This window comes from Streptomyces sp. NPDC051180 (assembly GCF_040689545.1).
In the GTDB taxonomy this organism is placed as follows: Bacteria; Actinomycetota; Actinomycetes; order Streptomycetales; family Streptomycetaceae; genus Streptomyces.
Map to the genome: position 1 here is coordinate 373,407 of NZ_JBFBBC010000002.1, position 13,315 is coordinate 386,721.

Annotated in this window: 12 protein-coding genes; 7 read left to right on the plus strand and 5 right to left on the minus strand. The window is 71.0% G+C overall.

Annotated elements, in window-relative coordinates:
- Positions 1 to 51 precede the first annotated feature (51 nt).
- The 3 genes from pknB (at position 52) to AB0424_RS05145 (ending at position 3,448) form a co-directional block, all read left to right on the plus strand.
- Positions 52 to 1,950 carry a Stk1 family PASTA domain-containing Ser/Thr kinase gene (gene pknB / locus AB0424_RS05135; RefSeq protein ID WP_366302379.1) on the plus strand — a complete coding sequence of 633 codons (1,899 nt, stop codon included), beginning with the start codon at positions 52 to 54 and terminating at the stop codon, positions 1,948 to 1,950.
- A 9-nt stretch (positions 1,951 to 1,959) separates the two neighbouring features.
- A complete protein-coding gene (locus tag AB0424_RS05140) occupies positions 1,960 to 2,811 on the plus strand; it encodes a deoxyribonuclease IV (RefSeq protein WP_366302380.1) in 852 nt (283 codons plus the stop codon).
- Between the two features lie 91 nt (positions 2,812 to 2,902).
- Positions 2,903 to 3,448: a DUF4396 domain-containing protein gene (locus tag AB0424_RS05145; RefSeq protein ID WP_366302382.1), complete on the plus strand. Its 546-nt coding sequence runs from the start codon at positions 2,903 to 2,905 to the stop codon at positions 3,446 to 3,448.
- Between the two features lie 30 nt (positions 3,449 to 3,478).
- Here AB0424_RS05145 and AB0424_RS05150 read toward each other — a convergent pair whose 3' ends face one another.
- Complete coding sequence (locus AB0424_RS05150) at positions 3,479 to 4,123, minus strand: sulfite oxidase-like oxidoreductase (RefSeq protein ID WP_366302383.1); 645 nt, start codon at positions 4,121 to 4,123, stop codon at positions 3,479 to 3,481.
- Positions 4,124 to 4,306: 183 nt separating this feature from the next.
- Between AB0424_RS05150 and bfr the strand changes: the two genes are divergently transcribed.
- Complete coding sequence (bfr, locus tag AB0424_RS05155; protein ID WP_360783200.1) at positions 4,307 to 4,783, plus strand: bacterioferritin; 477 nt, start codon at positions 4,307 to 4,309, stop codon at positions 4,781 to 4,783.
- A gap of 13 nt (positions 4,784 to 4,796) precedes the next feature.
- Here bfr and AB0424_RS05160 read toward each other — a convergent pair whose 3' ends face one another.
- Both AB0424_RS05160 and AB0424_RS05165 read right to left on the minus strand, forming a co-directional pair.
- A complete protein-coding gene (locus AB0424_RS05160; RefSeq protein ID WP_366302385.1) occupies positions 4,797 to 5,051 on the minus strand; it encodes a (2Fe-2S)-binding protein in 255 nt (84 codons plus the stop codon).
- A 122-nt stretch (positions 5,052 to 5,173) separates the two neighbouring features.
- On the minus strand, positions 5,174 to 6,520 hold the full coding sequence (locus tag AB0424_RS05165; protein WP_366302671.1) for a class II 3-deoxy-7-phosphoheptulonate synthase: 1,347 nt from the start codon (positions 6,518 to 6,520) through the stop codon (positions 5,174 to 5,176).
- A gap of 161 nt (positions 6,521 to 6,681) precedes the next feature.
- Between AB0424_RS05165 and AB0424_RS05170 the strand changes: the two genes are divergently transcribed.
- The 3 genes from AB0424_RS05170 (at position 6,682) to AB0424_RS05180 (ending at position 11,571) form a co-directional block, all read left to right on the plus strand.
- Positions 6,682 to 9,456, plus strand: a complete 2,775-nt coding sequence (locus AB0424_RS05170; protein WP_366302387.1) for an N-acetylmuramoyl-L-alanine amidase — start codon at positions 6,682 to 6,684, stop codon at positions 9,454 to 9,456.
- A gap of 85 nt (positions 9,457 to 9,541) precedes the next feature.
- A complete protein-coding gene (locus AB0424_RS05175) occupies positions 9,542 to 9,598 on the plus strand; it encodes a trp operon leader peptide (RefSeq protein ID WP_071892416.1) in 57 nt (18 codons plus the stop codon).
- 101 nt (positions 9,599 to 9,699) lie between these two features.
- A complete protein-coding gene (locus AB0424_RS05180) occupies positions 9,700 to 11,571 on the plus strand; it encodes an anthranilate synthase family protein (protein WP_366302388.1) in 1,872 nt (623 codons plus the stop codon).
- On the opposite strand, the gene AB0424_RS05185 is transcribed toward AB0424_RS05180, so the two are convergent.
- Both AB0424_RS05185 and AB0424_RS05190 read right to left on the minus strand, forming a co-directional pair.
- Positions 11,568 to 12,569: a 2-hydroxyacid dehydrogenase gene (locus AB0424_RS05185; RefSeq protein ID WP_366302390.1), complete on the minus strand. Its 1,002-nt coding sequence runs from the start codon at positions 12,567 to 12,569 to the stop codon at positions 11,568 to 11,570. The genes AB0424_RS05180 and AB0424_RS05185 overlap by 4 nt on opposite strands.
- A 79-nt stretch (positions 12,570 to 12,648) precedes the next feature.
- Positions 12,649 to 13,296 carry a response regulator transcription factor gene (locus tag AB0424_RS05190; protein ID WP_366302672.1) on the minus strand — a complete coding sequence of 216 codons (648 nt, stop codon included), beginning with the start codon at positions 13,294 to 13,296 and terminating at the stop codon, positions 12,649 to 12,651.
- Between the last annotated feature and the right edge of the window lie 19 nt (positions 13,297 to 13,315).

Here is a 13,315-nt window from a genome sequence, read left to right on the forward strand (position 1 = left end):
TACCGGCCCGTGGGCACGGGGGCCGTGTCCACGGCTCGTAGACTCGACGCCGTGGACACGACCCTTCAGGACCCCCTCGTCGGGCGGCTGCTCGACGGCCGCTACCGCGTCGACGCGCGCATCGCCGTCGGCGGGATGGCCACGGTCTACCGGGCCGTCGACACCCGCCTCGACCGGGTGCTCGCGCTCAAGGTGATGCATCCGGCCCTCGCGGCCGACGCCGTCTTCGTCGAGCGCTTCATCCGCGAGGCCAAGTCCGTCGCCCGGCTCGCCCACCCCAACGTCGTGGGCGTCTTCGACCAGGGCGCCGAGGGCGCCTACGTCTACCTGGCCATGGAGTACGTCGCCGGCTGCACGCTCCGCGACGTCCTGCGCGAGCGCGGCGCCCTCTCGCCCCGTGCCGCGCTCGACATCCTGGAGCCGGTGCTCGCCGCGCTCGGCGCCGCGCACCGGGCCGGGTTCGTGCACCGGGACATGAAGCCGGAGAACGTCCTGATAGGGGACGACGGCCGGGTCAAGGTCGCCGACTTCGGTCTCGTGCGGGCCGTGGGCTCGGCGACCGCCACCACCGGTTCGGTCCTCGGCACCGTCTCGTACCTGGCCCCTGAGCAGATCGAGCACGGCACCGCCGACACCCGCGCCGACGTGTACGCCTGCGGTGTGGTGCTGTACGAGATGCTGACCGGCGCCAAGCCGCACTCCGGCGACACCCCCGCACAGGTGCTCTACCAGCACCTCAACACCGACGTGCCCGCCCCCTCGGCCGCCGTGCCGGGCCTCGCCCTGGAGCTGGACGAGCTGGTCGCGGCCGCCACCGCCCGCACCCCCGACGTCCGCCCGCACGACGCCGTGGCCCTGCTCGCCCTGCTCCGGGAGGCCCGCGCCGCGCTCGGCGAGGACCAGCTCGACGCCGAGCCCCCGCAGTCCCGCTCCGCGGACCGGGACACCGCGGAGGACCGGACCAGCGTGATCGCCCGGCCGGTGCCCGCCGAGGGCGACGTCCGGCAGGTGCAGCACACGAACCGGCTGCCGGTCCCCGAGCCCCCCGCCACCCGCCGGCGACCGCCGCGCGGTCCCCTGCTCGCCGTGGTCGCCGTGCTGCTCGCGCTCGGCCTGGGCGGCGGGGTCTGGTACATCAACTCCGGCCAGTTCACGCGTGTCCCGGCCGTCCTCGGGCAGACCGAGGCCGCCGCGACCAAGCGGCTCGCCGAGGCCGGCCTGGACGTCGGCTCGACCGGGCGGGCGTTCAGCGACGCCTACGAGCGCGGCACCGTCATGGCCGTCGACCCGGCGCCCGGCGAGCGCGTCCGGGGCGCCGGCCCGGTCACCCTGACGCTCTCCCGCGGTCCCAGGATCGTGAAGGTGCCCAACGTCAGGAACAAGCCGCTCGCCGAGGCCAAGCGCCTTCTGGAGCGGGAGGGCCTGGTGCCCGGGGTGGTCACCACCGAGTTCAGCGACTCCGTGGCACAGGGCGCCGTGATCGGCTCGGACCCGGAGCCCGGCACCGACCGCTCCCCGGACTCCGCCGTCGCCCTGGTCGTCAGCAAGGGTTCCCCGGTCGACGTGCCCGACGTCACCGGCGAGACCGTCGCCGACGCCACGGCCGCGCTGGAGGAGGCGGGGCTCACCGTGCGGGTCGCCCCGGAGCGGGTCCACTCCCCCGAGGACGCGGGCGCCGTCGCGGCGCAGTCCCTCGCCGAGGGCAGCCGCGCCGCCGAGGGCGACACCATCACCCTCACCGTCTCCAAGGGCCCGAAGCTCGTCCCGGTCCCCGACGTCACGGGCGAGACCACCGCGGACGCGCGCGCGGCCCTGGAGGACGCGGGCTTCGAGGTGAAGGTCGAGAAGTCCTTCCCCTATCTCGGCGACACGGTGGCGGGCCAGTCCGTGAAGGGCGGCGCGACCGCCCCCGAGGGCTCCACCGTCACGATCACGATCAAGGGACTGTAGGAACACCTGATGCGCAACCCCGTCGGCGGCCATGTCCCCGTGGCCGGTGGCCTCGCCACGACCGGCCTCGGCTACGCCCGTGAACTCGGCGCCGAGGCCGTCCAGGTCTTCGTCGCCAACCCGCGCGGCTGGGCCACCCCGGTCGGCAATCCGGCCCAGGACGAGAAGTTCCGGGCCGGCTGCGAGGCGGAGTCGCTGTCGGTCTGGGTCCACGCCCCGTATCTGATCAACTTCGGCTCCCACACCGAGGCCACCGTCGAGAAGTCGGTGGAGTCGATGCGGCACTCCCTGCGGCGGGGCCGGGAGATCGGCGCCAAGGGCGTGGTCGTGCACACCGGCTCGGCCACCGGCGGCCGCCCGCGCGCGGAGGCGCTGGCCCAGGTGCGGGAGCGGATGCTGCCGCTGCTCGACGAGCTGACGCACGAGGACGACCCGTACCTCCTGCTGGAGTCGACGGCGGGCCAGGGCTTCTCGCTCTGCTCGCGCGCGGAGGACTTCGGGCCGTACTTCGACGCCCTCGACCGGCACCCCAAGCTCGGGATCTGCCTCGACACGTGCCACATCTTCGCCGCGGGGCACGACCTCGCGGAGCCGGGCGGGGCCGTGCGGACCCTGGACGAGCTGGTGGCGACCGTCGGGGAGGGGCGGCTCAAGCTCATCCACGCCAACGACTCCAAGGACGTCGTCGGCGCCCACAAGGACCGGCACGCGAACATCGGCGCCGGGCACATCGGCGAGGACGCCTTCCGCGCGCTGCTGCGGCACCCCGAGACCGACGGCGTGCCGCTGGTGATCGAGACTCCGGGCGGCAGGGAGGGTCACGTCGCCGACGTCGAGCTCCTGAAGAAGCTGCGGGGCTGATCCGGGCTCCCCCTACCCGTTGAGGAATACCCCAGGGGGGTATACGGTTGTTGTCATCGGCAGGAACCGCTACCCGACCTTGGGGGCAGCCATGCAGCACGAAGCGGGCCACCACACCGGCCACCAGGCACACACCGGCCACGAAGCGCACACGGGCCACCACGGGCACACCGGAGCCCCCCAGGGCCACGGCGAGGGCGGGGTCTCCTGGGCCATGGCCGCCAAGGCCACGCTGCACTGCCTCACCGGCTGTGCCATCGGCGAGGTCCTGGGCATGATCATCGGCACCGCGCTCGGGTGGAGCAACCTGCAGACGATGATCCTGGCGATCGTCCTGGCCTTCTTCTTCGGCTACGCGCTCACCCTGCGCGGCATCCTCGCCGCCGGCGTCGACTTCCGGACGGCCTTCAAGGTCGCCCTCGCCGCCGACACCCTCTCCATCGCGGTGATGGAGGTCATCGACAACGGCGTGATCGCCCTCTGGCCGGGCGCCATGGACGCGCACCTGTCCGAGCCGCTCTTCTGGATCGTGCTCGCCATCGCGCTCGCCGCGGCCTTCGTGATCACCACACCGGTCAACAAGTGGATGATCGGCCGCGGCAAGGGCCACGCGGTGGTGCACCGGTACCACCACTGAGCGGACGCACCCCGAGGCGGTCCGGAGCGGTCACAGCTCCGGGCCGTCTCCCGGTTCCTCCTGGTACGAGTAGCGCTGCTCCGTCCACGGGTCGCCGAGGTTGTGGTAGCCCCGCTCCTCCCAGAAGCCCCGGCGGTCGGCCGCCATGTACTCCACGCCCCGGACCCACTTGGGCCCCTTCCAGGCGTACAGGTGCGGGACGACGAGGCGCAGCGGGAAGCCGTGCTCGGCGGTGAGCAGCTCGCCGTCCTTGTGGGTGGCGAAGATGGTGCCGTCGGCGGCGAAGTCGGAGAGCCGCATGTTGGCGCTGTAGCCGTACTCGGCCCAGACCATCACATGGGTCACCGAGGGGGCGGGCGGGGCGAGCTCCAGGACCGTGCGGGCGGCGACCCCGCCCCATTCGGACCCCAGCATGCTGAACTTCGTGACGCAGTGGAGATCGGCCACGACCGTGGAGAACGGGAGAGCGGAGAACGCCTCGTGGTTCCAGCAGCGCTTGTCGCCGTCGGCCGTCGCCCCGAAGACGCGGAACTCCCAGCGGTCCGGCTTGAACTTCGGGACGGGTCCGTAATGGGTCACCGGCCAGCCGCGCTGGAGCCGCTGGCCCGGCGGAAGGTCCGGCGAACGATCCGGCTGCCCCGCTTCCCGGTGTACTCCGCTCTCCGGCTGAACCATGTCATCCATGGTGACAGACGGCGAGGGGTGGTCATGACCAGCCGACCTTCACCGCGATCCGATTCGGGCAACTGCCACTAAGCCTGCACTTACTGGACGCCCCCCATTCGGGGTGCGAGGATGCGGCCATCCTGCCCAGTGACGGCGTATACACACAGCGTGGAAGTGGAAGGAGCCTCTGCGATGCAGGGCGACCCCGAGGTCCTCGAGTTCCTCAACGAGCAGCTGACCGGCGAGCTGACGGCCATCAACCAGTACTGGCTGCACTACCGCATCCAGGACAACAAGGGCTGGACGAAGCTCGCCAAGTACACCCGCGAAGAGTCCATCGACGAGATGAAGCACGCGGACAAGCTGACCGAGCGCATCCTGATGCTCGACGGCCTGCCCAACTACCAGCGGCTCTTCCACGTGCGGGTCGGCCAGACGATCACCGAGATGTTCCAGGCGGACCGGCAGGTCGAGGTGGAGGCCATCGACCGGCTGCGGCGCGGGATCGAGGTCATGCGCGCCAAGGGGGACGTCACGTCCGCCAACCTCTTCGAGGAGATCCTCGCCGACGAGGAGCACCACATCGACTACCTGGACACCCAGCTGGAGCTGATCGAGTCCCTGGGCGAGGCGCTCTACATCTCGACGCTGATCGAGCAGCCCAGCTAGCCCCGAGGGCCCGCTACGCCGCTTCCCCGAGCTCCGCGACGGTCTCACTCTCGGAGACCAGGGCCGGCATGCCCTGGTCCAGGAGTTCGCGTCGCGGGCAGTTGCCGCGCCCGAGAATGGCCTGAATGCGACGGACGCAGGAACCGCAGTCCGTGCCGGCCTTGCAGGCGGAGGCGATCTGGCGGGGCGTGCAGGCGCCCGCGTCCGCGTGCTCCTTGACCTGCTTCTCCGTGACACCGAAGCATGAGCAGACGTACACGCGGTTCACCTCCCGCCGAGATCGATAAGGCTAACCTAACCTTACCCGGCGGGTGGGAGCCTCAAAAGCCCCGGCCACGACGTTGGGGCGCGGATCACATGGATCCGCGCCCCATCGTCGTAGGTACCTACTTACTGATCGCGGTACATCTCCGCCACCAGGAAGGCCAGGTCGAGCGACTGGCTCCGGTTGAGGCGCGGGTCGCAGGCCGTCTCGTAGCGCTGGTGCAGGTCGTCGACGAAGATCTCGTCGCCGCCGCCCACGCACTCGGTGACGTCGTCACCGGTGAGCTCGACGTGGATGCCGCCCGGGTGGGTGCCGAGCGCCTTGTGGACCTCGAAGAAGCCCTTGACCTCGTCCAGCACGTCGTCGAAGCGGCGCGTCTTGTGGCCGGAGGCGGCCTCGAAGGTGTTGCCGTGCATCGGGTCGGTGACCCAGGCCACGACCGCACCCGACGCGGTGACCTTCTCGACCAGCTCGGGGAGCTTGTCGCGGACCTTGTCGGCGCCCATGCGGACGATGAAGGTCAGCCGGCCCGGCTCGCGGTCCGGGTCGAGGCGGTCGATGTACGTCAGCGCCTCGTCCACCGAGGTGGTCGGGCCCAGCTTGATGCCGATCGGGTTCGCGATCCGCGAGGCGAACTCGATGTGCGCGTGGTCGAGCTGGCGGGTGCGCTCACCGATCCAGACCATGTGGCCGGAGGTGTCGTACAGCTTGCCGGTGCGCGAGTCCGTGCGGGTCAGGGCACCCTCGTAGTCGAGCAGCAGCGCCTCGTGGGAGGCGTAGAACTCGACGGCCTTGAACTCGGCCGGGTCGGTGCCGCACGCCTTCATGAAGTTCAGCGCGTTGTCGATCTCACGGGCGAGCGCCTCGTAGCGCTGGCCCGAGGGGGACGACTTCACGAAGTCCTGGTTCCAGGCGTGCACCTGGCGCAGGTCGGCGTAGCCACCGGTGGTGAAGGCGCGCACCAGGTTGAGCGTGGAGGCGGACGCGTTGTACATCCGCTTCAGGCGCTCGGGGTCCGGGATGCGGGCCTTCTCGTTGAAGTCGAAGCCGTTGACCGAGTCGCCGCGGTAGGTCGGCAGGGTCACGCCGTCACGGGTCTCGGTGCCCTTGGAGCGGGGCTTCGAGTACTGCCCGGCGATGCGGCCGACCTTCACCACGGGCACGGAGGCCGCATAGGTGAGGACGGCACTCATCTGGAGCAGCGTCTTGAGCTTGGCCCTGATGTGGTCGGCGGACACGGCGTCGAATGCCTCGGCGCAGTCGCCGCCCTGGAGCAGGAACGCCTCGCCACGGGCGACGGCTCCCATCCGGGCACGCAGCTGGTCGCACTCGCCGGCGAAGACGAGCGGAGGATACGACTCGAGGTCCGCGATCACATCGCGCAGAGCCTCGGCATCGGGGTACTCGGGCTGCTGCGCCGCGGGCAGGTCTCGCCAGGTCGCCTTGGCGACGGCGTGGGAATCAGCGTTCACGGTCACGTGCACCACAGTACGGGGTTCTTCGTCCGGTCCTGTCCCCCTGCCCAGTGACTGAGACACGCGCCCGAAATGTCACCCGGTGACATTCACCCGTTCGAGTGGTGTTACCCTCTGGCCCGTTTCACAAAAACACACTCAAAACCACAGGGGTGGGCGTGACCCAGAGGCACCGCAGGGACCGCAGGAAGAAACGTCTCCTGTACGGAGCGGCGGCCGCCGCCGTCGCCACCGCCACGATCGGCACCCTCGCGGTCGCCTCGCCGGGTCTTCTCGGATCGGGCGACGGCACGTCCGGGGGCGACCCTTCCCTCCAGGCGCAGTTCGCAAACGCGGCGCGCGAGTTCGACGTACCGCAGAGCGTGCTGATGGCGGTGTCGTACCAGCAGACCCGGTGGGAGTCGCACGACGGCGACCCCAGCACCACCGGCGCGTACAACGTCATGGGCCTGACGAAGGTCGACCCGGGCGACGTGGCCCAGCAGGTCACCGAAGAGCAGATCGAGCACTTCAACGGCAGCGGCCGCCCCGAGATCGAGAAGAACTTCGACCCCGCGAAGGTCCGGAGCATCCTGGAGAAGGCGGTCGTCGACACCGACGACCCCCGCCTCCACACCCTGGACAAGGCCGCCGAGCTGATCGACAGCTCGACCGACGCGGTCCAGAACGACACCACCGCCTCGATCCGGGCGGGTGCGGCGCTGCTCGCCGAGTACCAGAAGCAGGCGGGCGCCGAGCTGTCCGAGGAGCCGGGCGACTGGTACCCGGCCGTGGCCCGCTACAGCCAGTCTCCCGAGAAGAAGGGCGCCGACCTCTTCGCGAAGCGCGTCTTCGAGTCGATCAAGACCGGCGAGCGCGAGCTCACCCTGGACGGCGAGCAGGTCGCGCTGCCGGCCGACCCGTCGGTCGACCCGGTCAAGCCGGCGAACGTGCCGCTCGCCGCCACCTTCGCGAGCACGACGGAGACCACGCTCCCCGAGTGCCCCGCCGTCCTGAGCTGCAACGTCAAGCTGAGCGTCCCCTCGTCCACGGGCAAGAAGAACTACACCGCGGGCGACCGCCCCAACCAGGGCGTGGACATCCGGCAGATCGTCATCCACGACACCGAGGGCGGCTACGACGGCTCGCTCAAGGTGCTCACCGACCCGAACGGTGCGGGCAGCGCCCACTACCTGATCCGGGCCCAGGACGGTCTGGTCACCCAGATGCTCGAGAACAAGAACCTGGCGTGGCACGCGGGCAACTGGACCCACAACATGCACGCCATCGGCGTGGAGCACGAGGGCTACGCCATCAAGGAGGGCAGCTGGTACACCGAGTCCCAGTACCGCTCCTCCGCGGAGCTGGTGAAGTTCCTGGCGAACAAGTACGGCGTGCCGATCGACCGTGAGCACATCATCGGCCACGACGAGGTGGCGCTCCAGACGGACGGCAACGTCGCCAATCTCCACTGGGACGCCGGCCCGTACTGGGACTGGAACTACTACATGTCGCTCCTGGGCGCCCCGCAGGGCGACAAGGGCGCCGGCGGCCTCCTCCAGGCCGGCCAGGTCGTGCGCGTCGTGCCGCCCTTCACCACGGCGAACCAGCCGAAGCTGACGACCGGTGGCACCGCCGTCTCGGCGCGTCCGTCCAACTTCGGCTACCTGTACACGTCGCCTTCGTCGAGCGCGACGACGCTGAAGGACCCCTACTTCACCTCGGGCACGACCGAGGGCTCGAACTACGGGAACAAGGTCCGGGCCGGCGGTCTCTACGTCGTCGCCGGGGCGCTCAACGACTGGACGGCGATCTGGTACGCGGGCGAGAAGGCGTGGTTCTACAACCCGGGCGGCCAGTACACGGTGCCGGTGACCAACGCCACGACGGTGAAGCTGAGGTCGGACCTGGCCTCGACCAAGGTCTTCGGCCGCTCCTTCCCCGAGACCGCCGCCTACACGGCAGCCGGTCTCGAGGCGCCGGGCGACGAGAACGCCCCGCTGTCGAAGTTCGACTTCGCCGCCGGCCAGTCGTACGTGAAGGCCGGTCCCGCGGTGAAGGGGGACGACTGGTTCGGCAGCGCCCAGAAGAACGTCGTCGGCTCCACGCTGTTCGTGCCGATCCGCTTCCACCACAAGATCACCTGGGTGAAGCAGAGCGACATCGTGGAGGCGCCCGCGGCCGCGCCCGTCACGACGACCAACCGCTACAACCTCCTCGCCCGGGACACCGCCGGTGTGCTGTGGCAGTACCAGGGCACGGGGAGCGCGACGGCGCCGTTCCTGACGCGGTACCGGATCGGCGCGGGGTGGAACACGTACAACGCGGTGACGCCGATGACGGCGCTGCGGGCGGACGGCACGGGTGACCTGCTGGCGCGGGACACGACCGGTGTGACCTGGTACTTCCCGGGCAGCGGCAACCCGTCGATGCCGTGGAAGCCGCGCATCATGGTGAGCGGCGGCTGGCAGATCTACGACCGGATCTCGGGCGTCCGCGACATCACGGGCGACGGCAAGGCGGACCTGCTGGCGCGCGAGAAGTCGGGCGTGATGTGGCTCTTCAAGGGCACGGGCACGCCGTCGACGCCGTTCGCGCCGCGGGTGAAGATCAGCGCCGGCTGGAACATCTACAACGAGGTGATCGGCACCGGCGACCTGACCGGTGACGGCAAGCCCGACGTGATGGCCCGGGAGACCTCCGGCGCCATGTGGATCTTCAAGGGCACCGGCACCGCCTCGCTCTTCTCGCCGCGGGCGAAGATCAGCAACGGCTGGCAGGTGCACAACGCCATCGTCGGTCCGAGCGATCTGACCCGCGACGGCCGGGTGGACCTGACCACCCGTGACACCGCCGGTGTGCTGTGGACGTTCCCGGGCACGGGGACGAGCTCGCTCTTCACCCCCCGGGTGAAGGTCGGCGGCGGCTGGCAGATCTACAACATGATCTTCTGATCGGATGCCTCTCGGGGGCCCGGCTCGCACCGTCCACGGTGCGGACCGGGCCCCTTTCCGCGCCCGGCTGGGTTACAGTGCTCGCATGTTCGCGCCTCAGATCCAGAACTGGTGGTGGACCGCTCATCCGGCGGCCCACTGATCGCGCGTACACCGAACGCACACAGGCCGCCCCGAGGGGCGGCCTTCCTCGTATCCGGGGCCGTTCCTCTCCGCACTCCACCGGAAGGAACGACGCACCCCATGGACCTCTCCCGTCTCCTCGACGACTCCTGCCCTCCCTTCGCCCTGCTGCGCCGGCGCACCCCGGGCCGTGACCACGACACCGTCGAGGTGCTGATCGGCCCGGTCCACGAGGCCGAGCGGCTCGCGGAGCTGCCGGTGGGCCCGCTGCCGACGCTCGCGCTCGTGCCCTTCCGGCAGATCAGGGAGCGCGGCTTCGACGTGCGCGACGACGGCACCCCGCTCTCCGTGCTCGTCGCCGAGGAGACCTGCGAGCTGCCGCTCGCCGAGGCCCTCGAAGCGCTGCCCGCGCACGACGTGACGGTCGAGGGCGGCCGGTTCGACGTCTCCGACGAGGAGTACGCCGGGACCGTGCGCCGGGTCATCGACGAGGAGATCGGCTCGGGCGAGGGCGCCAACTTCGTCATCCGGCGGACGTACACCGGGGAGATCCCCGGCTTCGGACGGGCGGACGCGCTGGCCCTGTTCCGGCGGCTGCTGGCGGGCGAGCGGGGAGCGTACTGGACCTTCGTCGTGCACACCGGCGACCGGACGCTCGTGGGCGCGAGCCCCGAGGTGCACGTGCGGATGTCGGGCGGGACGGTCGTCATGAACCCGATCAGCGGCACGTACCGCTACCCGGCCGGCGCCGCCCCGACCACCGAGGGGCTCCTCGCCTTCCTCGCCGACCGCAAGGAGACCGAGGAGCTCTCCATGGTGGTCGACGAGGAGCTGAAGATGATGTGCACGGTCGGCGACCGGGGCGGGGTGGTGATCGGCCCGCGCCTCAAGGAGATGGCCCACCTCGCGCACACCGAGTACGAGCTGCGGGGCCGCTCCTCGCTGGACGTGCGGGAGGTGCTGCGGGAGACGATGTTCGCGGCGACCGTGACCGGTTCGCCGGTGCAGAACGCCTGCCGGGTGATCGAGCGTCACGAGACCGGCGGGCGGGGCTACTACGCGGGCGCGCTCGCCCTGCTCGGCACGGACGAGAGCGGCGCCCAGACGCTGGACTCGCCCATCCTCATCCGTACCGCCGACATCGACGCGTCGGGCGGGCTCCGGGTGCCGGTGGGCGCGACGCTGGTGCGGCACTCGGACCCGGCCGGCGAGGTCGCGGAGACCCACGCCAAGGCGGCCGGCGTCCTCACCGCGCTCGGGGTCAGGGAGGGCCGGCCCGTCGACGCCTCCGCCCCGGTGCCGCCCCGGCTCGCCGACGACCCGCGGGTCCGGGCCGCGCTGGACGCGCGCCGCGCGGACCTCGCGCCGTTCTGGCTGAAGATGCAGGTCCGGTCGGCGGAGCTGTCCGGGCACGCGCTGGTGATCGACGCCGAGGACACCTTCACGGCGATGCTGGCGCACGTGCTGCGCTCCTCGGGCCTCGGGGTGTCGGTGCTCCGCTACGACGAGCCGGGGCTGCGGGAGCTGGCCCTCGCCCACGAGGGGCCCGTCGTCCTCGGGCCCGGGCCCGGGAACCCCTCGGACGCCGCCGACCCGAAGATGCGCTTCCTGCGGGGCCTGACGGCCGAGCTGGTGCGGGACCACCGGCACGGACTGCTCGGGGTCTGCCTCGGGCACGAGCTGATCGCCGCCGAACTGGGGCTGGAGATCGTCCGCAAGCGGACCCCCTTCCAGGGGGCCCAGCTGCGGATCGACCTCTTCGGGCAGGAGCGGACGGTCGGCTTCTACAACAGCTTCACCGCCCGCTGCGACGACCGCGCCGCGACGGAACTCGCCCTCCACCGCATCGAGGTGAGCCGGGACGCGGAGACCGGCGAGGTGCACGCCCTGCGCGGGCCGGGCTTCGCGGGCGTCCAGTTCCACCCCGAGTCGGTGCTGACGCTGGACGGCGCCGCGCTGACCGCCTCGCTGCTCGCCGGGGTGCTGGTCTAGCGGACGGCCCTGGGGACCAGGACGTTCTCGCTGCGCCGCCCGGCGGTGTAGTCGAGGACGTTCTGGACGGTGGTGGCGATGATCTGGCCGACGGCGTCCGTGGTGTAGTACGCCTGGTGCGAGGTGACCACGACGTTCGGGAAGGTGACGAGCCGGGCGAGGGTGTCGTCCTCGACGACCTCCAGGGACCGGTCGAGAAAGAAGAGCCCGGCCTCCGCCTCGTAGACGTCCAGGCCGACGCCGGTGAAGCGGCCGGCCCGCAGTTCTCCGACCAGGGCCTCGGTGTCGACGAGTCCGCCGCGGCTGGAGTTCACCAGGATCGCGTCGTCCTTCATCGCCCTCAGGGCGGTGGCGTCGATGAGGTGGTGGGTCGACGGGAGCAGCGGCACGTGGAGGCTGATGAGGTCGGCCTCGGCGAAGAGGCGCTCCTTCTCGACGTACGTCATGCCGAGCGCGGTGCAGACCGGGTTCTCGGCGACGTCCCAGCCGAGCAGTTCCATGCCGAAGCCGTGGGCGATCCGGGTGAACGCCTCGCCGATCTTGCCGGTGCCGAGGACGCCGACGGTACGGCCCCGCAGGTCGCGCCCCATCAGCCCGTCGAGGCGGAAGTCGAAGTCGCGGGTGCGGTTGGAGGCGCGGACGATCCGCCGGTTGACGGCCATCGCGAGGGTCCAGGCGAACTCCGCGACGGAGTACGGCGAGTAGGACGAGACCCGGGCGACGGTGAGGCCGAGGCGTTCGGCCACCTCCAGGTCGATGTTGTTGAAGCCCGTGGAGCGCTGGGCGATCATCTGGGTTCCGCCGGCCGCGAGGGTCTGCAGGACGCGGTGGTCGAGGCTGGCGTTGACGCTGGTGGAGATCACCTCGTAGCCGGCGGCGATGGGGGCGGTGTCCTCGGTGAGGAAGACGTCCAGGCAGCGCACGTCGTGGTGCCCCTCGAACGCCTTCTCCATGAGGGGCTTCTCGTCCGCCTGCACGCCGAACGCCAGGATTTCCACGGGGTTCCCCTCGCCGTCTGATTGGGCCGCATATGCGTCGATAGCGCGAATATACGGCCCGTCGTCCGGCCCGGCCGCCTCACACGTCGTCGAGACCGCGCTCGATCGCGTACCGCACGAGCTCGACCCGGTTGTGCAGCTGGAGCTTGCCGAGGGTGTTCTGGACGTGGTTCTGGACCGTGCGGTGCGAGATCACCAGACGCTCGGCGATCTGCTTGTAGCTCAGCCCCTTGGCGACGAGCCGCAGGACCTCCGTCTCGCGTTCGGTGAGCTGCGGCGCCTTCGGCTCGTCGGCGCCGGCCGCCGGGGCGGGCTCGGAGGCGAGCCGGCGGTACTCGCCGAGGACCAGGCCGGCCAGCCCGGGGGTGAAGACGGGGTCGCCGACGGCGGTCCGCCGCACGGCGTCGGTCAGCTCCTCCGTACTGGCCGACTTGAGGAGGTAGCCGGTCGCGCCGGACTTCACCGCCTCCAGGACGTCGGCGTGCTCACCGCTCGCGGAGAGGACGAGGACCCGCAGCGCCGGCCGGGCGCCGACCAGCTCCTTGCAGACCTGCACGCCGGGCTTGACCGGCAGGTTCAGGTCCAGGACGAGGACGTCCGGCCCCGCCGCCGTGGCCCGGCGCACCGCCTGCTCGCCGTCGCCCGCCGTGGCGACCACGTCGAACCCCGCCTCGGTCAGGTCGCGGGCCACCGCGTCCCGCCACATCGGGTGGTCGTCGACGACCATCACCTTGATCCGGCGCTCG